Origin of the sequence: Hyphomonas sp. NPDC076881, assembly GCF_050269995.1 — a bacterium.
Classification (GTDB): Bacteria; Pseudomonadota; Alphaproteobacteria; order Caulobacterales; family Hyphomonadaceae; genus Hyphomonas.
Genome location: NZ_JBNNJJ010000018.1, coordinates 1 through 26,107, shown reverse-complemented (window position 1 = coordinate 26,107; position 26,107 = coordinate 1). Strand labels below are relative to the sequence as shown.

The window sequence follows — 26,107 nt, the reverse complement described above, 5'->3', positions numbered from 1 at the left end:
AGGGCTAGATAGGCCCGCCTATGACGTGCCACAATGACAGCCCTGTGAAGGGGCCAGAGTGAGGGGGACACCGCCATGATCGCCACAACACCCGAGGCGCCCTATTGGGCCGTCATCTTCACCGCCATCTTCTCCGGCCGGGAGGAGGGGGAATATGCCGAAACCGCTGAAGCGATGGTGGCCCTGGCCCGCACAATGCCCGGCTTTCTGGGCTACGAGTCCGCGCAAGGCGAGGGCGGGCTGGAAATCACCGTCTCCTATTGGGAGAGCGAAGACGCTATCCGCGCCTGGAAACGTCAGGCCGACCATATCGCCGCCCAGAAACGCGGCCGCGAAGCCTTCTATTCGGCCTACACGATCCGCGTCGCCAAGGTGGAGCGGGCCTATGGCTTCTGAGGGTGGGGGTAGGGGGCGAAAGAGCCTCTAGAGGCGCGAAAGCGCGTTCAGAAACTCGTCAATCGTCATCCAGACATCGGCCGTCCGCTCGGGCGGTGCGGAGAGGAGAAGGCGCCGGGATTGGGCGCCAAACCGGCCCCGGAGGAAGGTCTCGAAGGTGGCCGTCAGCCCCCTGGGTGTGCGCAGCGTCTCCTGCGTAACCGGAAGGGACAGCAATTCCTGCAGGAATTCCTCAACCAGGCTGTCCCCCTCACTCAGCGACCCGCTGAACAGCCGGGCGCAGGCGCGCAGGCTCGGCACACAATGCTCGGCGCAATCAGCCACAGTGGGAAACGCTCGGCAATTTTGCCGAAGGAAATTCCACTTAAGATTTATAATCGATGTGTTGCGGAAATAGGGATTAGTCATTGCAATCAGCCTTGCAATCGCACCATGCGGAATTTGAGAATGCGTAGCAAAGACAATGTAAAACGAGCTTCTTTCATGTTTGAATTTCCTCTGGTTTCGGGCCGTGTGCTGACCAGGCTAAAGAGACAAATATAGGGAACGTTCCCGCAATTTTGCAGTTTTCGATTGAAATATCTGTAAGTGTGATCAGAAGGGCACACTCGTCAGAGGCGAATTTTTGCTTCCCGACGGGGCCGGATCAGGCCTATCCTTTCCGTAAGGGCAGCCCAAAGACTGCCTGGCAGGCAGGCGGGCCAACCGGCCGCCGCAAACCGGGCCTGCATAACGGGAAGGAGACCCAGAATGACGCTAGAAAGTATTCTGATATTTCTGCTGATCGGCGCAGTCGCCGGCTGGCTCGCCGGGCTAATCGTCAAAGGCTTCGGTTTTGGGCTTATCGGCAATATCGTTGTCGGCATCCTCGGCGCGTTCATTGCCGGCTATGTCTTTCCCGCCATCGGGGTCAGCCTGGGCGCCGGCATTCTGGGGGCCATCCTCCATGCCACGATAGGCGCGGTGATCCTGCTCCTGGTCGTCCGCGTGATTAAGCGGGCCTGACCGTGCGCCAGCTTGCCTTCTGCCCGCCCGCGCTGCCGGGCGGGTAGGTGCCGCCGCTGATTTCACCAACAAACACTGGCGATCCTTCGAAAAACACGCTATGCGGCGCCCTTTCTTTTGCGGGGGCAGCGCCCATGACGATCCGCCATTTCCTTGATCTCTGGCCCATTGAGCGCGCCGAACTCCGCGCGATCCTCGATGAGGCCCACCGCATGAAGAAAGCCCGCGTGGGCTGGCCGAAAGGCAAGGTCGACGCCGGCGCGCCGCTGGAGGGCCACACGCTGGCGATGATCTTCGAGAAATCGTCCACACGCACCCGCTTCTCCTTTGATATGGCCATGCGCCAGTTGGGTGGCTCCTCGATCACGGCCACCTCGTCTGACATGCAACTCGGCCGCGGCGAAACGATCGACGACACCGCCAAGGTGCTCTCCCGCTATGTCGATGCGGTGATGATCCGCGCCAATGATCATACCGATGTCGAGGTCTTCGCCGAGGCGGCCTCCGTCCCGGTCATCAATGGCCTCACAGACCGCTCCCATCCGTGCCAGATCATGGCAGACCTGCTGACCCTGGAAGAACACGGGCTCACCCTGCAGGGCGCGCGCATCGCCTGGGTGGGGGACGGCAACAATGTCTGCGCCAGTTTCATACATGCGGCGCCGAAATTCGGCTTTTCCCTCGCCATCGGCACGCCGAAACGTTTTGCTCCGGATGAAGACGATCTGGAGATCGCGGCCGAGCTTCAGGGCCGGATCGACCTTTTCGAGACCGCCGAGGAAGCCGTCGCCGGCGCCGATGTGGTGATTGCTGACACTTTCGTCTCGATGGGGGATACCGACGCCGAACGCCGCCTGCAGATCCTTGAGCCCTATGCGGTCACCGAGGAGTTGATGGCGCTCGCTGGCGGCGGGGCGAAATTCCTCCACTGCCTGCCGGCGCACCGGGGCGAGGAAGTCGACGCCGAAGTCATCGACGGCCCGGCCAGCCTCGTCTTCGACGAAGCCGAAAACCGCCTCCACGCCCAGAAAGCCATCCTGCGCTGGTGCCTCGGGAAATAGGCCAGGGCAGGGCGCCCCCTTGCGATAAGGGCCCCTCGCTGCCACATGGGGCGCCTTGAACGCCCCATTGCCCCGAACGGGATATGCTCCATGACCCTGCCTGCCTTCCAGACCGGTGATTTCACTGCCAGTTTCCAGATTGAGGACCGCCCCATCCGCGGGCGCGCCGTGCGCATGGGCGCGGGCAGCCTCACCCCGATCCTGGCCCGGCATGATTACCCGGAAAACCTCGCCCGCATCTTGGGCGAGGCGGTCGCGCTGGCGGCCCTTGTCGGCTCGTCGCTGAAGTTTGACGGGCGCATCCTGGTTCAGGCCGAAGGCGATGGCCCGGTGCGGATGCTTGTGGGAGAATATACCACCAATGGCGGCGTGCGCGGCTATGCCCGCTATGATGAAGAGGCTTGGGCAAATCTTGACCGCCTCAACAAGGGCAAGCCGCCGCATATGCCCCAGCTTTTCGGGCGCGCCGGCCGGCTTGGCCTGATCCTGCTGCAGGACAATCCCAACCTGCAGCCCTATCAGGGCATCGTTCCGCTCAACAAAGGCACGCTTGCCCAGTGTGCGGAGGATTATTACAGCATGTCCGAGCAGGTGCCCTCGCGTATCCGGCTGTCGGTTGAGCCTACCGAAGGCGGCGACTGGATCTGCGGCGGCATGATGATCCAGCGCATCGCCGGCGACGAGACCCGGGGCGACACGCAGGAAGCCTGGCGTGAAGCAGAGGCCCTGTTCTCCACGCTGACACCTGCCGAACTGTCAGACCCCGGCCTTCCGATGACGGATCTTCTCTTCCGGCTGTTCCATGAACAGGGCGTGCGCCTGGAAGACAGCCGCGCAGTCGATGATCGTTGCACCTGTAATGAGGAGCGCCTTCTGCACACGCTGCGCGGCATGCCCGAAGAGTCGCTGCGTGATCTGGTTGAGCCCGATGGCACCCTCGCCATCGACTGCCAGTTCTGCAACCGCCACTATGTGCTGCCCATCGAAAGCGTCACCGGCCCGGCCAACTGACGGGGAGGGGCGGTTCGCCGGATCCGGCCTGCCGCCGCGTTCCGCTCAACCCCAGAGCGCCGCCCCCGGCGGCGCCACAACACCGTCCGTATACGTCAGACCCCCTTCAATATCGCCCGCCAACCAGAGCGGCCCGTCCAGATCTGCCGCATCTGCCAGCTGCGCCAGCAGCACCGCCGGCGCCATCGATAGGGAACCCGCCACCATACAGCCCACCATCACGCCCATGCCCGCCCCGCGCGCGGCGCGCGCCATGGCCATCGCCTCGGTCAGCCCGCCCGCCTTGTCGAGCTTGATATTCACCGCGTCATAGCAGCGGGCGAGGATCTGGATGTCGGCACGGGTATGGGCGCTCTCATCGGCGCAGAGGGCCACCGCGCCTGGCCGCTTCAGCAGTGCTTCGTCCTGGCCGGCGGGCAGGGGCTGCTCGAGCAGCACCACGCCGAGGCCCGCCGCTGCCTTCACCAGCGCCGGCAGGTCGGCAGGGGAGAGGCCTTCATTGGCGTCGGCGATCAGGCGCGCCTCGGGCCGTGCCTCATGCACCGCCTGCAGCCGGGCAATGTCGCCCGCCCCGCCAAGTTTCAGCTTCAGCAACCGGCCCGGCGCCGCGCGTGCGGCGTTCGCCATGGCGGCGGGCGCGTCCAGGGTAATTGTCATCGCGGTCTCCACCGGTCTGGGGCGTGGCAGCCCTGCGAGCTGCCAGACTGGCTTGCCCGTCTTCTTCGCTTCCAGATCCCACAGCGCGCAGTCCACCGCGCAGCGCGCTGCGCCCGGCTTCATCAGGCTCTGCAGCGCCTCAAGGCTGATCCCGGCCTCGATCTCTGCTCGCGCCGCTTCGATCTCCCCCAGGACAGAGTCTACCGTCTCCCCATACCGGCCATAGGGAACGCTTTCCCCCCGTCCGGAGTTATCCCCATCCGTGAGGCGCACGCGCACGGTTTCGGCGCTCGTCTTGGCGCCGCGGGAAATCGCGAAAGCCGCGTTCAGAGGGGTGGAAATATGAGCAGCTTCAAGCCGGAAATGACCCATGGGTTAATCCTCACAGACGAATTGTCTTGGTTTGGCACACGCCGTCCTTAAGCATGTTTTGCTATGGAGGTCAGTCAGGACCAGAAGAATGCTGAACTCTACCGCCCCCAGCTTCACGCTTGAAGAGAGCGATGAAGGCCGCGTCCTCCGCCTCAGCGGAGACTGGACGGTGGCGACGATCAACCAGCTGGATGCCCTGTTGCACGCGGTGTCCGGAGATGTCCCGGAATGTCTCGATGTATCCGCGCTGGGGCGCCTCGACACCTCCGGCGCGTATCTGATTGACCGCACCCTGCGCGAAAAGGGCGCTGCCTGGCCGCCCCGTATCCTGGGCGAGCATCCTTCCGTGGAGAGCCTGCTCGAACAGGTTCACGCGCATGCCGAGCCGGCCCCGCCGCCTGAGAGGCGCGATACCGGCCTTCTCGCCCTGCTGGAGCGGACGGGCAAGGGCAGCGTTGATTTCGTAAAGGAAACGCAGGCCAGCCTGGCTTTCCTTGGCGAAACCCTCGTCACGGTCGCCCGCCTCGCCACCCAGCCCTGGAAGCTGCGCTGGACATCCATCGTTTCGGTGATGGAAGAGGCCGGCCTCAATGCGATGCCGATCATCGCCTTCCTCTCCTTCTTCGTCGGCCTCGTCATCGCCTTTATCGGCGCGACGCTGCTCAGCGATTTCGGGCTGGAGGTTTTCACTGTCCAGCTGATTGGCTTTGCCGTTCTGCGCGAATTCGGCGTGGTGCTAACGGGCATCGTGCTGGCGGGCCGCACGAACTCATCTTTCACCGCCCAGATCGGCTCGATGAAGATGCGTCAGGAAATCGACGCGATGCAGACGCTGGGTCTCAAGCCGATGGATGTCATCGTCGCGCCGCGGGTCATCGCCATGTTGGTGATGACGCCGGTGCTGACTTTCGTGGCCACCGTCTCCGGCATCGCCGGCGGCATGGCCGTCTGCTGGAGCACGCTGGATATCGCACCAGCGGTGTTCCTGGAGCAGATGCGGGCCGCCGTGACGCTCGACCAGTTCTGGGTCGGCATGTCGAAATCCCCGGTGTTTGGTCTCGTCGTGGCGCTGATCGCCTGCCGCCAGGGCTTGCAGGTGGGCGGTTCGGTCCAGTCGCTCGGTAAGGCGACCACCACATCGGTGGTTCAGGCCATCTTCGCCATCATCGTCATCGATGCGCTGTTTGCCATCTTCTACATGGAGATGGGCATATGAGCGCCGAACCCGTCATCAAGATCCGCGACATGAAAGTCGCCTATGGCCGCAATGTCGTGCTGGATGGTTTTGATCTCGACATTCCGCGCGGTGAAGTCATCGGCATCATCGGTCCGTCCGGGGGCGGTAAATCGGTCACGCTCCGGGCAATCGTAGGGCTGAAACAGCCTGAATCCGGCACCGTCGAAGTTTTCGGCGAGCAACTCGGGATGTTGAGCCGGGAGGAGCGTACCACGCTGGAGCGCCGCTGGGGCATCATGTTCCAGGATGGGGCCCTGTTCTCGAACCTCACCGTGCGGGAAAACGTCATGGTGCCGATGCGCGAGCATACCGATCTCAATCCGGCCCTGCGCGTGCAGCTTGCCGATATGAAAATCCAGATGGCGGGCCTTTCCCCCAGCACCGGGGACAAATACCCCGCAGACCTTTCCGGCGGCATGCGCAAGCGTGCTGCGCTTGCCCGCGCCCTGGCGCTTGATCCGGAACTTCTGTTCCTGGACGAGCCGACCGCCGGCCTTGACCCCATCACGGCGGCAGCCTTTGACAAGCTGATCCGCGATCTGCAGCAGGCGCTTGGCCTCACCGTCTTCCTCGTCACCCACGATCTCGACACGCTGCACGCCGTCTGTGACCGGATCGCGGTGATCGGCGAGAAGCGCGTGCTGGCCGTCGGCACGATGGACGAGCTGCGGCGCGTCGATCACCCCTGGATACAGCAATACTTTGGCGGGCCGCGCGGACGTGCGGCCTCGGCAGGCTATTAGGAGCGTTTGGACCCATGGAAACCCGGGCAAACTATGCATTGATTGGCGGTCTGGTGATCCTCGCCGCCGCGCTGGTCGCGGGCTTTGTTCTCTGGCTCGGCCAGTCGGAATTCAGCCGCGACTACAAAGCCTATGACATCGTGTTCGATGGGCCGGTCTCGCTGGAGGAGGGGGCCGCCGTGCGCTATATCGGCATCAAGGTGGGTGAGGTTGCAACCGTCCGGGTAGACCGGGGCGACTCCTCCAAAGTGCGCGCCCGGGTGCGGGTTTCGCGCGAAACGCCGGTACGCGAAGATTCCAGCGCGTCGATCCAGCTGGCCGGCATCACCGGCACGACCTTCATTCAGATCACCGCCGGCACGGGCCGCCCGCTTGAAGCGCGCGCGGGCGAACCTGTGCCCGTCATCCGGTCAGAGCGTACGCTGGTCGACCAGATCGTCGCCGGCGGCGCGCAGGCGCTTGGCCGCGCCAACCTCACCTTCGACAACATCAACAAGATGCTGACTGACGAGAACATCGCCTCGGTCAATGCCACGCTGAAGAATATCGAAATCGCCACCGGAAAGCTCGCCGCCGAAGATGGCCTGATCGACAAGGCCACCGCCGCTGTGGATGATGTCTCCCGCGCGGCTGTCGCCTTCGAGAAGGCGTCGGTCGAGTTCCAGGAGTTTGGCGAATCGGCCGATACCAGCCTGGCGGCCGCTGCCGAAGATCTCAGAATCCTCGTCGCTGATCTGCGTACCGTCGCCAAATCGGCCAGCGGCACACTTGACCGCAGCGCAGAGGCCGTCGCCGCCGCCACCGCCGTCATCGAAGGCCCCGCCGCCGAGACCTTCCAGAATGCCGGTGTTGCCAGCAAGGAGCTGCGCATCATGCTCAACCGGTTTGACCGCTTCCTGAGGGAGCTGGAAAGCAATCCCCAGTCGCTGCTGGTCGGTGAAGCTGTGCCCTATGAGGAGAAACGCTGATGTTCCGCCCCCTGATCCTGGCCACTGCCGCGCTGTCGCTCGGCGCTTGCGCAAGCGTCATCCCGCAGCGTGATCCGGCAGATGCCCTCTACCGGCTGGGCCCGCTTGATCCGGCCTATGAGCTGGCCGGCTCCGTCACCGTGCGCGAGCCGGAAGCCTCCCGCCTGCTGGCTGGCCGCGCCATCGCCGCCGAAGATGATACTGGCGCCATGCGCTATGTGCGTTCTGTTCAGTGGACGGACCGCGCCACCAGCCTGATGCAGGAAGCCCTGCTTGACCTGTTGAGCGGGGAGGGCGCCAATGTGGCCCTTCCGGCGCAGGCGGGCGCCTTCACCGATTTCGAATTCTCGTGGCGCATTTCCGATTTCACCCTGAAGGGAGATACGGCCCGCTGCCGCCTTGAAGGCACGATCCTTCGCGGCAAGGAACGCAGCGTCTTCCGCCAGACCTCGATTGCCACCTCCGCCAATGCGCGGGGCCGCACCGATGCGGCGCGCGCCGAAGCACTGGTGGAAGCTGGCCGCGCCTGCACGCGGGAAGCGGCGGCCTTCATTGCCGACGCCACCCGCCAGCCCTGAGAAACCTTCCCCGGAAAAGAAAACGCCGGCCCCGTCTGACGCGGCCGGCGTTTCTGTTTTCTGAAGCGGTGGCCGATCAGCCGGACTTCATCTCGTCGAAGGCCAGATCCTTGTCGACGCGCACATCCTGGGGCAGGCCCAGCACGCGCTCGGCGATGATGTTCTTCAGGATCTCGTCGGTGCCCCCGGCAATCCGCAGGCCCGGCGCCCACATGAAGCTCTGCTGGAAGATCGCATCAGCCGGCATCCGGTCAGCTTCGGTGATGATGCCGTAATGGTCCTGCATCTCGATGGCCGAGTTGCAGATGTCCTGCAGGTGGTTGGCGGTGATGATCTTGCCGATCGAGTTTTCCGGGCCGGGCGTCTGGCCACGGGACAGGGCCGTCTGCGTGCGGAACTTCGTCAGCTTGTAGCCTTGCGCGGCCACGTACCAGTCGGCCAGCTTCTCGCGGAAGGCCTGATCGTCCATCGTACCGGCGGTCTTGGCGTAGGCCATGATCTCACCCCAGTCGGGGCCCGGCGAGCCGCCGACGGCGAGGCGCTCGTTCATCAGCGTCACGAGGGCCACTTTCCAGCCCGCGCCGACTTCGCCGAGACGGTCGGAGTCCGGGATGCGCACATCGGTGAAATACACCTCGTTGAATTCGCGGCCACCGGAGGCCTGGTGGATCGGGCGGACTTCCACGCCGGGCTGTTTCATGTTCACGATGAACATGGTCAGGCCCTTGTGCTTGGGCACTTTGGGGTCGGTGCGGACCAGCAGAATGCCGTAGTCGGAATAGTGGGCGCCCGAGGTCCAGACCTTCTGGCCATTGATCACCCAATGATCGCCATCCTTCACCGCGCGGGTCTTCAGGCCCGCCACGTCAGAACCGGCAGAGGGTTCGGAGAAGAGCTGGCACCAGATTTCCTCACCAAAGAGGGCTTTCTGGACATATTTCTTCTTGTGCTCGTCAGAGCCGAACGCGATCACGGTGGGGATGCACATGCCCAGGCCAATGGCGAACGGGCCGGTCGGCGCGTCATACTTGGCCTCTTCCTGGCCCCAGATAACGGCTTCCATTGAGGTGCCGCCGCGCCCGCCCCATTCCTTGGGCCAGGTGATCTGGGCGAACTTGTTCTCCGCCTTGGTCTTCTGCCAGGCTTTTGCGCGGGCGAGTGCGGACTCGCCGGATGCGCGTGGCTTGGCACCGTTCTTCAGCTCCAGATGCTTGGAGAGGAAGTCGTTGGCCTCCTTGCGGAAGGCGGCTTCTTCGGGGGTATCATTGAAGTCCATGGGGCACTCCGTTCGTTATCGTCTGTGTTTGTTGTTCGGATTATCGGGTGGGGGAGGGCGGGAAGGCTCTGTCCCCGGATTTTTTTGCCGTGTTCGGATGCTGCCAGCGTGTTGCCATATTCCATCCGGAATTGCGTCGTCCTATGACATTCACGCGCCGGGGCGATTCCGCCGGGGGCGCCAAAAGAAAAAGGGACGGATACTCATGTCGCAAGTCGTTACGAAATCTCGCAGGTTCATCGGTGCCGCAGCGGCTTCTCTGCTGATCGCTGGGCTTGCCCATGCCGGTATCGAGATCGATGTCGGCGGTACCAAGATTCCTGCCACCAACCTGACCTTCAGCGTCTCGCAGCAGCCTGTCTATGACCCGGAAACCTACATGCCGGTCGAGCCCAAGCGGTCCGAACTCTACACCGGCTCGCTCTATGTCACGCGCAGCTTCGACACCTCGTCCGTCAAGGTTCTGAGCCATGTCATCAACGCGACGAGCGTTCCGTCCCTGCAGATCACGATGACCACCGATGGCGCGCCGGGCCGCCAGGTCTGGAAGCTGACGAATGCCACGCTCAACAACTACTCGACCTATTCGGGCGAGGGGAATGCCGTGATCGAGAACTTCGACATCTCCTACGACACGGCCACGCTGCAGGTCTTCACCGGCCCGGGCAACACGCCGGCAGATACCCTCACCTGGAAGTCGGCCGGAACGAACAATTATCCGGGCGTTCCTGCCGCTGCGGCAGAATAATCCGGGCGCCGGGCGGCGGGACATCTCCTGCCGCCCGGTCCTTCCGTAAGAGGCAGATGCCTCAGGCCGCATTCTTGGCCTCAAGGGCACGCACCAGCTTTTCCTTCCAGACCTTCGGCGCGCCGGCCTGAACGTTCAGCAGCTTGGCGCGGCGATAGAAGAGGTGGCAATCGACTTCCCAGGTGAAGCCCATACCGCCATGCGTCTGGATGTTTTCCTTCGAGGCAAACCAGTAGGCTTCCGACGCAGCGACGCGGGCGGCAGCGGCGGCTTCCGGCAGTTCGGCGGCGCCGGTGGAAAGCGCCCAGGCGCCGTAATAGCAATTGGACCGGGCCACTTCGTTCTTCACATACATGTCGGCCAGCTTGTGCTTGATCGCCTGGTTGCCGCCGATCGGACGGCCAAAGGCGTAGCGGTTCTTGGCATAGTCATTGGCCATATCGAGGCAGACCGAAGCGCCGCCCAGCTGTTCAAAGGCCAGCAGAACGGCCACGCGGTTGAGCAGCTCATCATTCAGCGTTTCGCCTTCGCCCTTGCCGCCGAGGCGCTCGGCTGGGGTGCCGGAGAAGGTGATCTCGGCATGGCTGCGCGTCGGGTCGAGCGTCTGCACGCTCTTGCGGGTAACGCCGGCGCCGGAGAGGTCTACCAGCACCAGCGAGGCGCCCGAACCTTCCTTGGCCAGAACAATGGCATGGGTGGCGATGTCGCCATCGGTCACCGGGATCTTGGTGCCCGAAAGGGTCTTGCCATCGAACGTGGTCTTCAGGCTGGCGGCGTCGGGATGGCCGGGGCCTTCGCTGGCGGCATAGGCGCCGATCACTTCGCCGGCAGCAATCTTCGGCAGCAGGGCGGCTTTCTGGCCGTCGCTGCCGGCCAGCTTTACCGCTTCGGTCAGGTAATAGGCGGTGGAGGCAAACGGTACCGGCGCAATCGCGCGGCCCATTTCTTCTGCCAGCACGCACATTTCCAGCATGCCGAGGCCCAGGCCGCCATGCTCTTCCGGAATGGCCGCGCCCAGCCAGCCCATCTCGCCGATCTTGCCCCACAGCTCCTTGTGGTAGGCTTTCTTGTCATCGTTCAGAACCGTGCGCACGACAGCCGTGGTGCATTCCTGCGAAAGGAATTTCCGGGCCTCATTGGCAAGGAACTTTTGGTCTTCGGAAAAATCGAAATTCATGGCGCGTCAGGCTCCCAATCGCCCTTGCGGGCGTGTCTCGTTTATCGCTGATGAGAAACCATAGCGCGCTTTACGCGCACGGAAAGCCGTGACCCAAGGGAAACAAAATCGCCCGTGACTTCGGGGAAATTTGATCGATTGTGCTTACCTCGGCGACATACTCCTCTGGCATGTATGCGGGTTGATCGAGGTGGGGTCGTCCGTCATGGCCAAGGCGCTGTTTCACAAGTCTCAGCGGGTTTACGTCAAGCCGGTGGGCACCTGGGTGCCGATCGAGCGGGTGGTGCCCCATTGGGTGAAGGGTGTGGATGAGCCCCTGCGGATTACCTATGATTGCGGCCTCGGCCGGCTGTTTCAGGCGCATGAGCTTGTGTCTGAAGAGGCCATGCACCGCCTGGAGCGCAGCGAAGAAGAAGACGACGAGGATGACACGCTGATCGAGCAGTGGCGGGTCGTCCGGCGCCTGATGAAATGGCGCTCCGGGGAAGGGCAGGTGGAGCTTGGCGTGACACCGGGCACCTATCCGGCGGTTGCTACCGATGACGGGCCCAACAGCGGCTGGCGGGTGCCGGCCACGGAATATGACCGCGACCCGGCCCGTGTCGAACATCAGGCCCGGATGATCGCCCATACGCCCGATCTTTTCCGCGTGGCCCGCAAGATTGCCGAGTTCGCCGCCGCCAATCCGAAGAATGTGCCCGAGGAGCTGCGCCCGGTGGCGGCGCGCTGCGCCAAGATCCTGCGGGCTGTTTATCGCCTGGAAGAAGAAACCGCCGCCGCGACCGCGGCCGAGTGATCAGGGCCGCACGCCCGCCGCGAAACGGATCAGCGCCGCGCCCGCCATCGCGCCCAGAAAGTTTGCCAGCGCGTCGAGCACCGAGCCTTCGCGGCCGGCATCCCCCATCGCCTGGGCAAATTCCAGCCCGATCCCGTAAACCGTGGCCACGATCACCGCGCTCAGCCAGCGCTTGGGATGCAGGGCGAGCGTCAGAGGGGCGGCAAGCCCGGCATAGGCCAGGAAATGGTTCACCTTGTCGGTAAAGACAGGCGCCGGGCCCTCATCCACCGGCATCAGCGACAGATAGGCAACAACGATGGCAACCATCAGGGCGGCAAACGCGGCCAGCCTGCGGATCAGCCGCAAAGAGGGAGGATAACGCATGGCCTCCCTTTGCCAGAGGCCCGCCGCATGGGCAACGGGCCTCGACGGCGCAGCCCCGCTCCGGTATCCCTGCAGGCCTGTCACCCCTCCCGGAGACCCGATTGATGCGAACTGAAACCCCTGTCGCCGTCCGCCTTGCCGATTATACGCCCTATCCCTTCTCGATTGATGAGGTCCGCCTTGAGTTCCGGCTGGACCCCGCCACCACGCAGGTGCGCGCCACAATGAAGGTGACCCCGGCAGGCAGCGGCCCGATGCGGCTCGACGGGGAAGCTCTGACGCTGAAATCCATCCGGCTCGCCCCCGAAGGATCTTCCCTCTCGATCCTGCCGCCTTCGGACTATGCGCTGGATGATCACGGGCTGACGCTGATGGCGCCGCCCTCCGGCCCGTTCACCCTTGAAACTGTGGTGGAGATTTCGCCGGAGAAGAACACGGCCCTCTCAGGGCTCTACATCTCTGGCGGCCGTTTCTGCACCCAGTGCGAAGCCATCGGCTTCCGCCGCATCACCTATTATCCCGACCGTCCGGATGTAATGAGCAGTTTCCGTGTGCGGATTGAAGCGGAGAAGGCGAAATATCCTCACCTCCTTTCCAACGGCACGCCGGGGGAGGCGGGCGATCTGGAGGGCGGCTGGCATTTTGCCGAATGGGACGATCCCCATAAGAAACCTGCCTATCTCTTCGCCCTCTGCGCCGGCGAGTATGATGTGCTGCGCGACAGCTTCACCACCGCCAGCGGCAAGCCTGTCGATCTCGGCATCTATGTCGACAAGGGCGAGGCTGCCCGCGCTGCCTGGGCGATGGACAGCCTCAAACGCTCCATGCGCTGGGATGAGGAAGCCTATGGCCGCGAATATGATCTTGGCGTCTTCAACATCGTAGCCGTGCGCGACTTCAATTTCGGCGCCATGGAGAACAAGGGCCTCAACATCTTCAACTCCGCCTATGTGCTGGCCGATGAAGCCACGGCCACCGATCTGGACTTTGAAGCCATCGAATCCATTGTGGCGCATGAATATTTCCACAACTGGACCGGCAACCGCATCACCTGCCGTGACTGGTTCCAGCTCTGCCTGAAGGAAGGGCTGACCGTCTTCCGGGATCAGAACTTCTCCGCCGACATGCGCTCGCGCCCGGTCCAGCGCATCAAGGATGTGATCAAGCTGCGCGCCCGGCAGTTTGCCGAAGATGCCGGCCCGCTGGCCCATTCGGTGCGCCCGGACAATTACGCCGCCATCGACAATCTCTACACGGCAACCGTGTATGAAAAAGGCTCCGAGCTGATCGGGATGCTCCGCAGGCAGATCGGCACGCAGGATTTCCGCAAAGGCATGGATCTCTATTTTGAGCGCCATGATGGCCAGGCGGTCACGATTGAAGACTTTTACGCCTGCTTTGAAGCGGCCACGGGGCAGGACTTCTCCCAGTTCCGCCGCTGGTATGCTCAGGCCGGCACGCCGGAAATCACGGTGGAGGAAAGCTGGGACGAGGCGAGTTCGACCCTGACGGTGAAGCTCTCCCAATACACACGCCCCACCCATGGCCAGCCGGTGAAGAAGCCGGTGCCGGTGCCGCTGCTTTCCGCGCTGCTGGACGGGAAGGGCGGGCATGTCGCCGCTACTGACCGCGCGGCAGAGCCGTTCCTCTATGTGCTGGATACCGAGCACGCCGAAATGGTGTTCCGCCTGCCGGCTGGCAGCGCGCGCCCGCTTGTGTCCCTCAACCGCGATTTCTCCGCCCCGGTGCGCCTCAAGCGCGCGCTGAGCCGGGATGAGCGGTTGGCGCTCGTCCGGGCCGAGACAGACCCGTTCAATACCTGGGATGGTCTGCAGACGCTGATCAAGGAGGAAATCCTCACCCTGGCAGACGGCTCGCAGACCGCGCCCGATACGGCCCTTGTTGGCGCTATCGGCCAGGCCGTTCGCGGCGCAATGGGCGACCCGGCCTTCGCCGCGCTGCTGACACGCCTGCCGGATGTGGGCGAGCTGTTCCTGGAGCGCGAGCCTGCCGATCCGGTCGCCCTCTCGGCCGCCCGCCGCAAGCTGCAGGCCGCGATTGCCGCCGAACTCGCCTCCGAGATTTCCGAAACCCTCGCGAAAGCCTCGCCAGCTCCCTACAATCCGGGCGCAGAGCAGGCGTCCATCCGCGCGCTGCGTTCGGCCTTTATCATGCTACTGGGCGGGCGCGGTGACGCGGCTGATGCCCTGCTTGGCCTCTACCGCAACGCCCCAAACATGACCGAGCAGCTCTCGGCGCTGCGTGCGCTGACGGTTTCGGCAGGGGCGGGCAAGGCAGAGGCGCTGGCCGATTTTGAAGCCAGATGGAAGCAGAACGCCCTTGTCATGGACAAATGGTTCTCGGTTCAGGCTGGCCTGGGCACGGCAGAGGATGTCCGCCGCCTGATAGCCCATCCGGATTTTGACCTGCGCAATCCCAACCGGGTGCGCTCGGTGGTCGCCGCCTTTGCGATGCAGAACCTCGCCGCTTTCCACGCCCCCGACGGCTCCGGCTACCGCGCGGTGGAAGAGACGATCCTGGCGGCCGACAAGGCCAATCCCGCCCTCGGCGCGCGCCTGATGACGGCGTTCGAGCAGTGGCGCCTGCTGGAACCCAAGGCAGGCGCAGAGGCGGAAGGATGCCTCAAGCGCCTTGTTGCAGCAGGGCTTTCTCCCAATGCAATGGATATTGCCAGCCGCGCCCTCGATGGGGACGCGAAAGGTTAATTCCACAGCTAACTTTGTTAACGAGCGGTCAATGTTTCGGGCGGAAAAGGTAGGCTGACTGTTTCCCGGAAGTAGCAGGCGTCAGGCTCCACCTTGGCAAGATCGCAGGCCCGTTCTCAGCTGACACCAGCTGCTGCCGCAGATACGGCTGCAGCAAAGGCTGAGGCACGCCGGCTGCGCGTTCTGGTTCCGCTGATCCTCGGACTCCTGGCGCTTGCGCTTGGCCTCAAGGCCTGGGACGAGCGCCAGACCGCCGAAGCCAGCCGCCTCAGCCAGATCGAGAGCGAAGCCCGCCACCTGGCCGCGCGGATTGAAGCGGCGGGCAATGTTGCCCTAACCGCCATTTCGATTGCCGAGGGGGGCAGTGTTCCGCGGGCTGAAACCGCCAGTCTCACGCCCGGCATCGATGCCATCGTCTCCCTGCGCGATGCGTCGCAATCGCCCGAAACCTCCCGCCTTGGCGCGGGCGTGGCGGCGGCCAACCGGATGATGGAAGAAGGCGCCCTGATCGGCCTCTCGGCGCAGGGAGATATCGTCTTCCTGACGGCGCTGGACGAGCGCAATCCCGTCATGGCGCTGACGCAGGCCTCCCAATTGATTGGCCAGCCGGGAGAAGGGGCCCGGATTACCCTGCTGGGCGAAGGCAATACGTTCGGGTCTGGCGATACGTCCCTGGCGGCCGCAGCGGCTGCAGTCACATCCCGTCCCCGGATCATCTCTGCGGGCGGCACACGCGCGGCAACCGCCTGCGCCCTGGCGGGCAGCGGCGCGCTGTCAGTCTGCGTCGCAGTCAGGCAACCCCTGCTGACGCGGGCTGATCTTCTCAGCTTCGCGATTTTTGCCCTCCTGGTGGCCGCGCCCACCTTCACGCTGTTCGGTCTGTCACGGCGGCTTTCCCTGCGCCAGCGGGAGATCGCGATCCAGGAAACCCGGAATGAGGAGTCCGACCGTATCCTCGGCCTTGTGATGCGCGGGGCGCGGGCGGGCTATTGGGAATGGTATCAGGGCCCCGGCGCCCTGTTCCTCAGCGAGGGGGCGGCAGATCTGGTCGGCATCGCCAGTTCAGGCCGCGTGCCGCTTGAGGAGCTGCTCGACCGCGTGCCGGTGGAAAGCCGCAGCTATGTGAAGGAGGGCTTCTCCAAAGCCCGCAGCATCGGCTGGGTTCACCTGACCTTCATTGCCCAGACCAGCCCGCTGCGCTGGATCGAGATGCGCGGCAGTGTCTCCACCGATCCTGTCACCGGCACGACCGTTTTCGGCGGCATCATGATGGACGCGACCGAGCGCAAGCAGGCTGAAGACCGGGTGAAGACGGCCGAGCGCCGCCTGCGCAACGCCATCGAAGGCTTCAACGGCCCCTTCGCTCTCTGGGATACGCGCAAGCGCCTGCTCTACTGGAACCGCGCCTTCGCGCTGGATTTCGGCCTGCAGGACACGCTGCGGCCGGGCATGAGCCATGACACGGTGGTGATCGCGCGGGCAGGAGCGGTGGCCAGTGAGCGCCGGTCCGAGGAAGATATGCGCACGACGATGCTCGCCCTGCGCAATGGTCGCTGGCTGAAGATGGTAGAGCGCGCCACGCCGGATGGCGGATTGATCACGGTCGGCATCGATGTGACCGAAAATGTCCGCAACGAGGACGAGTTGAAGAAGCAGAAGGAAAAGCTGCGCCGCGCCGCGCTGGACCTTGAGCGTTCCGAAGGCCACTCCAATGAACTCACCCGGAAATATTCCGAAGAGAAGGAAAAGGCCGAGCGCGCCGCGCTCGCCAAATCCGCGTTCCTGGCCAATATGAGCCATGAGCTGCGCACGCCGCTGAATGCCGTGATCGGCTTTTCGGAAATCATGACGAATGAACTCGCCGGGCCGTTGGGTGATCCGTCGTACAAGGAATATGCCAAGGACATTCTGATGTCCGGCCAGCACCTGCTCGACATGATCAACGACATCCTCGACATGGCCAAGATCGAAGCGGGCAAGATGACCATCAGCCCACAGCCGATTGATCCCATCGACCCGGTGGACGCCGCTATGCGCATGATCCGCCGCAAGGCCGAGGAAAAGGCGATCCAGCTTGTGCTCGAAGCCGAAGACAATCTGCCCGACATCGACGCCGATCACCGCGCCATCCGGCAGATGATGCTGAACCTGCTCTCCAACGCCATAAAATTCACCGACAATGCCGGCACCATCACGGTGCGCGTGCAGCAGCGGGGCACCGACATCTATTTCGGCGTCACCGATACCGGGATCGGCATTCCGCCCGAAGACCTGCCACGCCTTGCCCAGCCTTTCGAGCAGGTGGCCGAATCCAAAGACCGAAACCATCAGGGCACGGGCCTCGGCCTCGCCCTCACCAAATCCTTTGCCGAGATGCATGGCGGGCGGATGCTGCTCTCGTCCATCTATGGCGAGGGCACGACGGTCGCCTTCGTGCTGCCGATTGGCGGGCCGTCTGCGCTCCGCTTTGATATCCAGCGGGATGTGGCCTGAGGATCAGGGGCGCTGGTTCCAGCTGAGCAGTCCGCTGCGGGCCGGTGTTACCATCAGTTCGCCCCAGGCCCCCGTCTTCAGCTTCCGGTCAAGCCCGGCGGGCATTTCGTCCACCACATCGGGCAGGAAGCGGGCGATGCCGTTGGAGGTAACCACCAGCGCGTTGGCGTCTTCCGGCAACTTTGCTGCCCGCGCGAGTAGGGCCCGCCAGCCCGCGCGGAGGACGCCGGGGTCAACCTTCCAGCCCGGCGGAGGTGTGCCGTCCCGGTCCCAGGCGTCCAGCGCCGGGCCAAGGCGCGCGGCGACCTTTTCTTCCGGCTGGTTTTCATCCGGGCCATAGTCGATTTCGGTCAGGAAAGGCGCGATCAGCAGGGCCGGGCGGTCGCTCCGCTGGCTGAGGATCGCGCGGGCTGTCTGCCGGGTACGCACCAGCGTGGAGCAAAGGGCGGCGGTGAAGCGCGTTCCGGCAAAGTGAACGGCAAGATGGCGGGCCTGCTCGCGGCCAGAGACGGAGAGCGGGAGATCGGTGCGCGCGCCGACACGGGTGACGGTATCGCCCTTGTCGAAGGTGTTGCCATGGCGGACGATAAACAGGTGCGCCATGGCTCAGGCTGCGTCCGGCTCGCCCAGCTCGGCCACGAGCCGCTCGGCAACGGCAATATCCTCAGCCGTATCAATGCCGGGAATGGCGATCCGGCCGGGCTTTACCTCGACGGCCTGAACAGTAAACCCGTTCTCGATCAGGCGCAGCTGTTCCAGCCCCTCCAGGCGCTCATAATAACTTTCGGGGATCGCGCAATATCGGCGCAGCGTGTCGAGACGGAAGCCGTAAAGGCCGACATGCTGGCAGACCGGCGAGAGATCGTTCAGCTTACGGAGCTCAGGCTCCTTGCGGATGGCAGGCAGGATATTCTTGGAAAACCAGATCGCCTGGCCCTTGGGATTTCTCACCAGCGTCGTGCCGGAGAAGGGCGTTTCCGCCTTGTGGGCGCGCAGCTGGTCGAGCGCGGCCCAGCTCAGCTGGATATAGGGCGTGGCCGCGTCGGCGCCGGATTTTTCAAGCGCTTTGACCACCGCCACAACATGGGCCACGGGCGTGAAGGGCGCGTCGCCCTGCAGGTTCACCACGAAGTCCGGGCTCATGCCGAGGCCATCAACCGCGGCCAGGGCCCTGTCAGACCCTGAGGGCAGGGCGGGGTCGGTCATCACGACACTGATGTTATTGTCGCGGCAATATTCGAGGATGCGTGTGTCATCCGTGGCGACCACGCATTCGGTGCCTCTGCCGAGTTGGGCCGCCGCGCGCCGGGCAAGGTCTGCCACGCGGCTTACCATCGTCTTGCCGGCGATCTTGGCCAGCGGTTTGCCCGGCAGCCGGGTGGAGCCATAGCGGGCGGGAACAACGATCAGGGTCTGCATGTCCGTCCTCCGCAGATCAGGGGCGCGAGGAAGATTGGAGCTGCCCGTCCGCCTGCATCGCCTGGACGATCGCCAGGATCGGGCCGATCCATTGCAGAGAGGCTTCCGGCACGCCTTCATTGCGCAGGAACTGGGTGAAGGCCGGCACGAAATTCTCATGCCGCCCGCATTGCGCAATGGCTGAATTCAGTTCCGGCACCACGACGGTTTCAAAGCTGCGGGCAAAGCGCTGGATGTCTTCGGCCTTGGCGGCGAGGATCACGCTCTGCACCGGATCAACCCGGCCATCTTCGCGCGTCAGCCGGCGCAGATCATTGACGAGGCCGCGATTCTCCATGGCGAATTTGCCGAGGATGCGGTCAGTGCGGTATTGCACCCATTCGGTGGTGCAGGGCTCAGGCTGGGTCGCGCAGGCGCCGAGTGAGGCAAGCGCCATAGCAGCCAGGGCAAAGCGGATCATCATGCAGGCGGGCCTCCGGGCAGTGAGCTTTTGCTCGACCCTAGCCGCAACTGCCGGGCGCGGGAAGCGCTGGTTCAGGCCGTGCCGCAGCTCTCCTCATTCAGGCGCAGGGCCGGGGAGAAGGGGAAGAGGCTCGTATGCTTCTCCTCCCCCAGCAGCTCCGACGGGGCGGCCGGGGCTTGCGGCGCTGCCGGCGGGATCGGCGCAGCGGGCGTTTTGTCCGTGCTGGTCTTGGTGGAGAAGGTAAAGATGCGCTTGTCGCCGGCAGAAAATTGCTGGCGGAACGTGGCCTTCTCTTCCTCGCTGAGGCCGGTATTCGAATTGATGTAGCCCATCGTAGCCTGGCTGCGCAGGACATCCTTATTCCCGGCGGAGCAGGCGATTTTCACGCTGAGGCCGTCACCGGTCTTGCGCTCGATGATCCGGGTTTCACCATCGGCCAGGTTGAGGGTGACGCACTCCTCGACCAGCTCGGGGATCACCGCAGTGCGCGCTTCGATCCGGGCTTCGAAATCCTTGCCATAATGGCGCTCGACTTCGGCTTCGATGCGGGCCGCTTCAGCCTCGATGCGCGCGGCATTGGCTTCTATATGGCGCTCAAGTGCCTCGGCGCGAACCTCGTTGGCCTTGTCCATACGTGCTTCAAGCCGGGCAGAGCGGGCTTCGATCTGAGCTTCCATCTCAGCGGCGCGCGCTTCGATTGCCGCAGCTTTGGCCTCTATCCGGGCTTCAAACTCTTCGGCCCAGGCATCGATTTCCTGTTCGGACATGCCGGCGAAGTTCATCGAGATGCCTTCAAAGGCCGCTTCGGTGCCGAGGCTTGCGCCCATCATTGCAAGCTCGGCGCTGAGGCGGGTGATTTCCAGGAAGTCCGGGTCCTTGCTCATGTCGGCGACGGTGCCGAGCACTTCCGGGCCGGTGAACTCGGCCACATCTCTTGCGATGCTGGCCGACAGGTCCTTGACTTCCGGCGGCACCGGCGGGGTGGGCTGGATGCCCTGCACCGGGTCGGTCAGCAGGATCACCTGGCGGTTGTCGATCTTCTTGCCGTCGAGCCAGAGCGTGCCATTCTGGATTTTGAGATCCTTGCGGTGGTTTTCACCGGCCGCCGCCACAGAGGCCGTGCCGGCAAGGGCGGTGGCGCCGAGGAGAACGGCGGTGCCAAATCCGATCCAGCGGCGGCGCGAGTCAGGGGCGGGATAGGACATCAGCTTCAGCCTTTCCTTGAGGGCGTGGGTGAGGGGCAGGCTGGTGGTCAGCGCAATGCGGGCGGGCATCTGCATCCGCACGGCTTTCACCAGCGTCGAGCCATAGGCATGGGGGCTGGCATGGCCGCGGCGCAGCACATCGGCGTCACAAGCCGCTTCCTGATCGGTGCGGAATGCCTGGCGGGCGATATAGGCGAGGGGGTTGAACCACATCAGGGCAAGGAAGATTTCGGATGCCTGCAGGGCCCAGAGGTCGCCGCGTTTCACATGCGTCAGCTCATGGGCAATGGCGGCGCGGGCTTCGGTGCGGGAATAGTCTTCGGCAAACCAGGCGGGCAGAACGACGGCCGGGCGGAAGAGGCCGGTGACGAAGGGACCGCTGGAGATCAGGCTGGTGACGATCCGAGGCAGCCGCTTGAGGCCAGCTTCGCGGGCCACTTCAATCGAGAGCGCTTCCAGATGACCGGTCACCGGCTGGCCTTCCCGCTCTACCACAGCCATGAACTGCATGTGGGTGTAGAGGCTGCGGGCGAGCACATAGACAACCCCGGCGAGCCAGACGGCAAGGACGGTCATGCCGGCATAAGCCAGAAGGTCCGGCATTTCGAGGAGGCCCGGCAGCGGGGCGGGCGCGGCCAGGTTGGCCGGTGCCTCGGTGATGACCGGCTGGGCAGCCGGGAGACTTTCGGCCGGGATAGCCGGGGCGGCGCTGCTGGCCACTGTCGAGGCGGTGGTGACCGTTTCGTGCGCGGTGCTGGTGATGGCCGGGACGGCACCCACATCGCTGGCCGCAGGAAGCCGGAACCAGCTGAAAAGGGAGGTCTGCACGTCATGCGGCAAGGGCGGCAGCGCCAGCCGGGCCACCGGGAGCAGCCAGAGGGCGTAGGCGGTGCCGGCGCCGAAATGCCGGGCCACCGGCTTGCGGATGATAAGCACCAGGATGATCAGCAGCGTAACGGCCAGAGCCGCTTCAAGCGCATGAGCCAGATAGGTGTCCGGAAGCTGGATAATCATTTCTTCAGCTCCCCCAGAAGCTTTTCGAGTTCGGCGATATCGTCATGGGTAAGGCCGCGCGTGTCGGCGAGGTGGGCCACCAGCGGTGCGGCGCGGCCGGAGAACACACGGTCCACGAACTGGCCGGCGGCCTTGGCCTTGTATTCGGCCTCGTCGATGGCGGGGAAATAGAGATAGCGGCGGCCATCCTCACGGGTGGTGAGGGCGCCTTTCTCGACCAGGCGGGCGAGGAAGGTTTTGACTGTGCGGACATTCCAGTCTTTCCCATCGCCCAGCTTCTCATGGACATCGGACGCGGCGAGACCGGGTTCCTCCCAGAGGACCCCCATGACTTCTAGTTCAGCGGCTGAGATCTGCATCATGATGGGAAACCCTATCGACTACACACGTGGTCAATACGACTGACTACAAGCGTGGTCAATAGGGGGAATATGAAATCGGCGTAAGCTGCTTCCTGTATGGGCGGCGCGGCTTCCCGTCCCTTCATTTCCGCGAAACGCTCTTGTAGAGTTTTGCAAGCTGGTGCGTTTCTGCTGGCGAGTTGTGTGGAGTAGAGTAACGTGAAGAAACCCGGCCATTTGGTTGCGTCCTCCGCAAATATGCGGAAAGTCAGCAGGGGAGTGGCCGCAGGACACGGTCCATCGGTAAAGAGAGCAGAAAACCGGGAGGCGCGGGTGCTGGGATTTGTTGAAGCGGCGATGGCGCGCGGCGGAGATCGCTGCTGATGCGCCGGTTCCGCGAAGAGATGAAATCCGGCGGCGAGATGACCGGGATCGAGTTTGGCGATCCGATCAAGCCGTTTGCTGCCATCTGGATCCACGCGACCGGCTTTAATGCGATGACCTATCAGTCCCTGCTGGCGCCCTTGGGCCTGCGCGCCCGCATCGGCGCGCTGGATATGCGCGGCCATGGCCGCACGACGATCCCCACCAAAAGCGGCCTGAAAAGCTGGAACCGCTACCGGGACGATGTGATCGAGTTCCTCGAGAAGGAAGCGCCCCAAGGCGTGGTTCTGGGCGGGCATTCGATGGGCGGATGCGTGGCCCTGCTGGTGGCGGGCAAGCGGCCGGACCTGGTGAAGGGCCTCGTGCTGGCAGATCCGGTGATCCTTTCACGGAAGACCTATTTCTGGAACCATGTGTTTCCGCCCTTCAACTGGCTGTTTGCACGCAACAAGATGGCCTCCCGTGCCCGCAAACGCCGGGGCGAATTCGGATCGTTCCGCGAGGCGCTGACGTCTTACACCGGGCGGGGGGCGTTCCAGTCCTGGCGTGAACCTTTCCTGGCGGACTATCTGCTCGACGGGATCGACCGCGTGGACACCGGCCCGCAGGACGCCGAAACCCAGCGCTGGGCGCTGACCTGCACGCCGAAATGGGAAGCCAAGACCTTCGGCGCGCAACGCCACAAGCCGTGGGCTGCGCTGAAGAAGGTGCGCAAGAGCAAGATCCCCATCGTCATCATGCGGCCGACCCGGGAGTCGGTGATCTCTGACAAGGTGCGTGCCCAGATCATCCAGCAGAATCCGTCGCTGATGATGCGGGCGGTACGCGGCACATCCCACTTCCTGCCGATGGAAGCGCCCTATGAAATCCGTGACCAACTGTCGGCCTTCATCGCCCGGCTGGTGGAACGGTTCACGCTGGAGGAAGACGCGCCGGTAGCGCGCGGCCTGCGCCAGAAACGGCGCCGGGCAGGGTAGGCGGGCTTTTTTTGCAGCACAGAGGGCCGGAACGCGGGGGCGCGGCCGGTTTTGGGGAAAGTGCGGAGAGAAGGTCCCGGACAATCGCTTTGCGATTTCCGGGAGGACACAGGTTTTATCTAGGAGGTGTCGGCGTTTGCCGCTCCCCCTCCGCCCCTGCTGGGCACTTCCCCAGGGGGAGAGGGATTGGGACTTCACCTCAAGCGCAACGTAAAACCCCTCTCCCTCAGGGAGAGGAGGGGCCCATTGCGCAGTAATGGGAGATGAGGGCTGCGGCGTTGGAGTTTTTGGAGGAAGCTCCCCGAAAAAAACCCAACGGCGCTCCAACCGTCACCAGAGGTCGCGGTCGGGGGAGGCGGTTTGGGCGAGTTTGATCATCAGGCGGGTGAGCTCGGCCTGTTCGGCTTCGGAGAGGGCGGCGACGAGGCGGGCTTCTTCGGCTCTGGCGAGGGGGACGATGAGTTTGTAGACCTCGGCGCCGGCGGGGGTGAGGTAGAGGTTGGCGCGGCGGGCGTCATCTTCGGAGGGGCGGCGCTCAAGATAGCCCATCTCGATCAGGCCGGCGACGGCGCGGCTGACGGCGACCTTATCCATCTGGGTGCGCTGGCCGATTTCGGTGGCGGAGATGCCAGGCGTGTCGGCGGTGACCGCCATGACGCGCCATTGCCAGATCGAGAGGCCGAATTCGCGGTCGTAAAGCTCCGCGATCCGCTGGGAGATGGCGTTGGAGAGCACCGACAGCCGGAAGGGCAGGAAGGTGGAGAGGCGGAGTGGGGGAACTTCGGACATCGGAAACCCTGTTTGATCCATCACTTGCGGCGCGCGGCGATATTAGTTACATATGAAACTATATATCCCACACGCGCAATATGGAGCCTTTTGCCATGGCTGATCTATTCGACAATCCCGCAGGTCTCGACGGATTCGAGTTCATCGAGTTTTCCGCCCCCGAGAAAGGCATTCTGGAGCCGGTTTTCGAGACGATGGGCTTTACGAAGATCGCCCGCCACCGGTCCAAGGATGTGGAGCTGTGGCGCCAGGGCGGCATCAACCTGATCACCAATTATGAGCCCAAATCCGCCGCCTGGTATTTCGCGCGCGAGCATGGCCCGTCTGCCTGCGGGATGGGCTTTCGCGTGAAGGATGCCCGCAAGGCCTATGATCATCTGCTGGCGCAGGGAGCAGAGCCTGTGCAGGTGGAGACCGGGCCGATGGAGCTGCATATTCCCGGCATTCGCGGGATTGGCAATTCGATCATCTATCTGATCGACCGGTATGACACCGGGGCGAAGGAACTCTCGATCTATGACATCGACTTTGAATATCTGCCGGGCGTGGACCGCCACCCTGTGGGCGCGGGCTTCAAGCTGATCGACCACCTGACGCACAATGTTTATGGCGGGCGCATGAAGTATTGGGCGGACTTCTATGAGAAGCTCTTCAACTTCCAGGAAATCCGCTATTTCGACATCAAGGGCGAATATACCGGCCTTACCTCCAAGGCGCTGACGGCCCCGGACGGGAAGATCCGTATACCGCTCAATGAGGAGGGCAAGGGCGGCGGCGGCCAGATCGAGGAATTCCTGCGGGAGTTCAATGGCGAAGGCATCCAGCATATCGCGCTGATCTGTGATGATCTCTATGCCTGCTATGATAAGCTGAAGACCATGGGCGTGCCCTTCATGACGGCGCCGCCGGCGGCTTATTATGAAATGCTCGATGGCCGCCTGCCGGGGCATGGCGAGGACGTGAAAGGGCTGCAATCGCGCGGGCTTCTTCTGGACGGAACGACCGAGGGCGGCAGCCCGCGTCTTCTCTTGCAGATCTTCGCGCAGGCGCAGGTTGGTCCGGTCTTCTTCGAGTTCATCCAGCGCAAGGGCGATTATAAGGACGGCTTCGGCGAGGGCAACTTCAAGGCGCTGTTCGAGAGCATGGAGCGGGATCAGATCCAGCGCGGTGTTCTGAAGACGGAAGAAAAAGTATAAGTCTGCCGAAAGGCTCACCCTGAGCGAAGTCGAAGGATGGGCCGACTGGCGGGACATATCGTGAGCCCGCGCTCGCCCTTCGACTTCGCTCAGGGTGAGCGCTCAAAAGGACCGGAGAGATGACCACACCAAAGCTCAAAGGCGTTCACCATGTCGCCTATCGTTGCAAGGATGCGAAGGAGACGGTGGAGTTTTATCGCAAGACGCTGGGCATGGATTTCCAGTTGGCGATTGCCGAGGACCATGTGCCCTCCACCGGAGCGTATGATCCGTACATGCACATTTTCCTCGATGCGGGGAATGGCAATGTGCTGGCTTTTTTCGAGCTGCCCGAGCAGCCGGAGATGGGGCGCGACCCGAATACGCCGGTCTGGGTGCAGCATATTGCGCTGCGGCTGGGCAGCCTTGAGGAGTTGCATGCGGCCAAGGCGCATCTGGAGTCGCTGGGCATCGATGTTCTGGGGCCGACGCATCATGGCATCTTCAAGTCGATCTATTTCTTTGATCCGAACGGGCACCGGCTGGAACTGGCCGCCGACATCGGCACGCCGGAACAGATGGCGCAGCTTAAGTCTGTCGCCGAGCCGATGATCGAGGAATGGAGCGCGACGAAGAAGGCGCCCCGGCATGCGGCCTGGCTGCATGAGAAGATTGCGGAAGAGAGCTGAGTTTCCTCCCCTCTCCCTTGGGAGAGGGGCCGGGGGTGAGG

General features: G+C 63.7%; 26 protein-coding genes. 15 read left to right on the top strand and 11 right to left on the bottom strand.

Annotation, left to right across the window (positions count from 1 at the left end; translation table 11 throughout):
* Positions 1-75: 75 nt before the first annotated feature.
* Positions 76-396, top strand: coding sequence for an antibiotic biosynthesis monooxygenase family protein (locus tag ACQKI2_RS16590; protein WP_427380737.1), 321 nt, complete (start codon positions 76-78; stop codon positions 394-396).
* Between the two features lie 27 nt (positions 397-423).
* Here ACQKI2_RS16590 and ACQKI2_RS16585 read toward each other — a convergent pair whose 3' ends face one another.
* Positions 424-720, bottom strand: coding sequence for a hypothetical protein (locus ACQKI2_RS16585; protein ID WP_427380736.1), 297 nt, complete (start codon positions 718-720; stop codon positions 424-426).
* Positions 721-1,146: 426 nt separating this feature from the next.
* Here ACQKI2_RS16585 and ACQKI2_RS16580 point away from each other — a divergent pair, with 426 nt between their 5' ends.
* The 3 genes from ACQKI2_RS16580 to ACQKI2_RS16570 all read left to right on the top strand — a co-directional run bounded on the left by ACQKI2_RS16580 (position 1,147) and on the right by ACQKI2_RS16570 (position 3,473).
* Entirely contained in the window at positions 1,147-1,401 is a 255-nt protein-coding gene (locus ACQKI2_RS16580) for a GlsB/YeaQ/YmgE family stress response membrane protein (protein WP_035594066.1), read from the top strand.
* A gap of 134 nt (positions 1,402-1,535) precedes the next feature.
* Complete coding sequence (argF, locus tag ACQKI2_RS16575; RefSeq protein ID WP_427380735.1) at positions 1,536-2,462, top strand: ornithine carbamoyltransferase; 927 nt, start codon at positions 1,536-1,538, stop codon at positions 2,460-2,462.
* Between the two features lie 90 nt (positions 2,463-2,552).
* Positions 2,553-3,473, top strand: a complete 921-nt coding sequence (locus ACQKI2_RS16570; protein WP_427380734.1) for an Hsp33 family molecular chaperone HslO — start codon at positions 2,553-2,555, stop codon at positions 3,471-3,473.
* A gap of 45 nt (positions 3,474-3,518) precedes the next feature.
* Here ACQKI2_RS16570 and dgcA read toward each other — a convergent pair whose 3' ends face one another.
* The gene (gene dgcA / locus ACQKI2_RS16565; protein ID WP_427380733.1) at positions 3,519-4,502 is read right to left on the bottom strand and encodes an N-acetyl-D-Glu racemase DgcA; all 984 of its coding nucleotides are present in this window, start codon (positions 4,500-4,502) and stop codon (positions 3,519-3,521) included.
* An 88-nt stretch (positions 4,503-4,590) separates the two neighbouring features.
* Between dgcA and ACQKI2_RS16560 the strand changes: the two genes are divergently transcribed.
* From ACQKI2_RS16560 to ACQKI2_RS16545, 4 genes are read left to right on the top strand one after another with little or no spacing between them, the layout of a single operon-like run.
* Positions 4,591-5,718: an ABC transporter permease gene (locus tag ACQKI2_RS16560; protein WP_427380732.1), complete on the top strand. Its 1,128-nt coding sequence runs from the start codon at positions 4,591-4,593 to the stop codon at positions 5,716-5,718.
* On the top strand, positions 5,715-6,482 hold the full coding sequence (locus ACQKI2_RS16555) for an ABC transporter ATP-binding protein (RefSeq protein ID WP_427380731.1): 768 nt from the start codon (positions 5,715-5,717) through the stop codon (positions 6,480-6,482). The genes ACQKI2_RS16560 and ACQKI2_RS16555 overlap by 4 nt, the downstream gene beginning before the upstream one ends.
* A 14-nt stretch (positions 6,483-6,496) precedes the next feature.
* A complete protein-coding gene (locus ACQKI2_RS16550; RefSeq protein ID WP_427380730.1) occupies positions 6,497-7,450 on the top strand; it encodes an MlaD family protein in 954 nt (317 codons plus the stop codon).
* Positions 7,450-8,028, top strand: coding sequence for an ABC-type transport auxiliary lipoprotein family protein (locus ACQKI2_RS16545; RefSeq protein ID WP_427380729.1), 579 nt, complete (start codon positions 7,450-7,452; stop codon positions 8,026-8,028). Before ACQKI2_RS16550 ends, ACQKI2_RS16545 begins: the two co-directional genes overlap by 1 nt.
* A 76-nt stretch (positions 8,029-8,104) precedes the next feature.
* Here ACQKI2_RS16545 and ACQKI2_RS16540 read toward each other — a convergent pair whose 3' ends face one another.
* Complete coding sequence (locus ACQKI2_RS16540) at positions 8,105-9,304, bottom strand: acyl-CoA dehydrogenase family protein (RefSeq protein ID WP_427380728.1); 1,200 nt, start codon at positions 9,302-9,304, stop codon at positions 8,105-8,107.
* 205 nt (positions 9,305-9,509) lie between these two features.
* Here ACQKI2_RS16540 and ACQKI2_RS16535 point away from each other — a divergent pair, with 205 nt between their 5' ends.
* On the top strand, positions 9,510-10,052 hold the full coding sequence (locus ACQKI2_RS16535; protein WP_427380727.1) for a type VI secretion system tube protein Hcp: 543 nt from the start codon (positions 9,510-9,512) through the stop codon (positions 10,050-10,052).
* Between the two features lie 61 nt (positions 10,053-10,113).
* On the opposite strand, the gene ACQKI2_RS16530 is transcribed toward ACQKI2_RS16535, so the two are convergent.
* Positions 10,114-11,229 carry an acyl-CoA dehydrogenase family protein gene (locus tag ACQKI2_RS16530; RefSeq protein ID WP_427380726.1) on the bottom strand — a complete coding sequence of 372 codons (1,116 nt, stop codon included), beginning with the start codon at positions 11,227-11,229 and terminating at the stop codon, positions 10,114-10,116.
* 205 nt (positions 11,230-11,434) lie between these two features.
* On the opposite strand from ACQKI2_RS16530, the gene ACQKI2_RS16525 reads away from it, so the two are divergent.
* Positions 11,435-12,025, top strand: a complete 591-nt coding sequence (locus ACQKI2_RS16525; protein WP_427380724.1) for a hypothetical protein — start codon at positions 11,435-11,437, stop codon at positions 12,023-12,025.
* Here the strand turns inward: ACQKI2_RS16525 and ACQKI2_RS16520 are convergent, their stop codons facing one another.
* The gene (locus ACQKI2_RS16520) at positions 12,026-12,391 is read right to left on the bottom strand and encodes a VanZ family protein (protein ID WP_427380722.1); all 366 of its coding nucleotides are present in this window, start codon (positions 12,389-12,391) and stop codon (positions 12,026-12,028) included.
* Between the two features lie 104 nt (positions 12,392-12,495).
* Between ACQKI2_RS16520 and pepN the strand changes: the two genes are divergently transcribed.
* Positions 12,496-15,117: an aminopeptidase N gene (pepN, locus tag ACQKI2_RS16515; protein ID WP_427380721.1), complete on the top strand. Its 2,622-nt coding sequence runs from the start codon at positions 12,496-12,498 to the stop codon at positions 15,115-15,117.
* Between the two features lie 93 nt (positions 15,118-15,210).
* Entirely contained in the window at positions 15,211-17,610 is a 2,400-nt protein-coding gene (locus tag ACQKI2_RS16510; RefSeq protein ID WP_427380720.1) for an ATP-binding protein, read from the top strand.
* Between the two features lie 3 nt (positions 17,611-17,613).
* Here the strand turns inward: ACQKI2_RS16510 and ACQKI2_RS16505 are convergent, their stop codons facing one another.
* The 5 genes from ACQKI2_RS16505 to ACQKI2_RS16485 all read right to left on the bottom strand — a co-directional run bounded on the left by ACQKI2_RS16505 (position 17,614) and on the right by ACQKI2_RS16485 (position 22,073).
* Positions 17,614-18,213, bottom strand: a complete 600-nt coding sequence (locus tag ACQKI2_RS16505; RefSeq protein WP_427380719.1) for a histidine phosphatase family protein — start codon at positions 18,211-18,213, stop codon at positions 17,614-17,616.
* A gap of 3 nt (positions 18,214-18,216) precedes the next feature.
* Positions 18,217-19,029 (bottom strand): 3-deoxy-manno-octulosonate cytidylyltransferase family protein, encoded by an 813-nt coding sequence (locus tag ACQKI2_RS16500; RefSeq protein WP_427380718.1) that lies wholly within the window; start codon positions 19,027-19,029, stop codon positions 18,217-18,219.
* 16 nt (positions 19,030-19,045) lie between these two features.
* Positions 19,046-19,492 carry a hypothetical protein gene (locus tag ACQKI2_RS16495; protein WP_427380717.1) on the bottom strand — a complete coding sequence of 149 codons (447 nt, stop codon included), beginning with the start codon at positions 19,490-19,492 and terminating at the stop codon, positions 19,046-19,048.
* A gap of 71 nt (positions 19,493-19,563) precedes the next feature.
* A complete protein-coding gene (locus ACQKI2_RS16490) occupies positions 19,564-21,711 on the bottom strand; it encodes a M56 family metallopeptidase (RefSeq protein WP_427380716.1) in 2,148 nt (715 codons plus the stop codon).
* Positions 21,708-22,073 carry a BlaI/MecI/CopY family transcriptional regulator gene (locus tag ACQKI2_RS16485; protein WP_035594099.1) on the bottom strand — a complete coding sequence of 122 codons (366 nt, stop codon included), beginning with the start codon at positions 22,071-22,073 and terminating at the stop codon, positions 21,708-21,710. Before ACQKI2_RS16485 ends, ACQKI2_RS16490 begins: the two co-directional genes overlap by 4 nt.
* 362 nt (positions 22,074-22,435) lie before the next feature.
* Between ACQKI2_RS16485 and ACQKI2_RS16480 the strand changes: the two genes are divergently transcribed.
* Positions 22,436-23,413 carry an alpha/beta fold hydrolase gene (locus ACQKI2_RS16480; RefSeq protein WP_427380715.1) on the top strand — a complete coding sequence of 326 codons (978 nt, stop codon included), beginning with the start codon at positions 22,436-22,438 and terminating at the stop codon, positions 23,411-23,413.
* A 330-nt stretch (positions 23,414-23,743) separates the two neighbouring features.
* Here the strand turns inward: ACQKI2_RS16480 and ACQKI2_RS16475 are convergent, their stop codons facing one another.
* The gene (locus ACQKI2_RS16475; protein WP_427380714.1) at positions 23,744-24,202 is read right to left on the bottom strand and encodes a MarR family winged helix-turn-helix transcriptional regulator; all 459 of its coding nucleotides are present in this window, start codon (positions 24,200-24,202) and stop codon (positions 23,744-23,746) included.
* Between the two features lie 95 nt (positions 24,203-24,297).
* Here ACQKI2_RS16475 and hppD point away from each other — a divergent pair, with 95 nt between their 5' ends.
* Together hppD and ACQKI2_RS16465 are read left to right on the top strand one after the other, a co-directional pair.
* The gene (hppD, locus tag ACQKI2_RS16470; protein ID WP_427380713.1) at positions 24,298-25,398 is read left to right on the top strand and encodes a 4-hydroxyphenylpyruvate dioxygenase; all 1,101 of its coding nucleotides are present in this window, start codon (positions 24,298-24,300) and stop codon (positions 25,396-25,398) included.
* A gap of 119 nt (positions 25,399-25,517) precedes the next feature.
* Complete coding sequence (locus ACQKI2_RS16465; protein ID WP_427380712.1) at positions 25,518-26,066, top strand: VOC family protein; 549 nt, start codon at positions 25,518-25,520, stop codon at positions 26,064-26,066.
* Positions 26,067-26,107 lie beyond the last annotated feature (41 nt).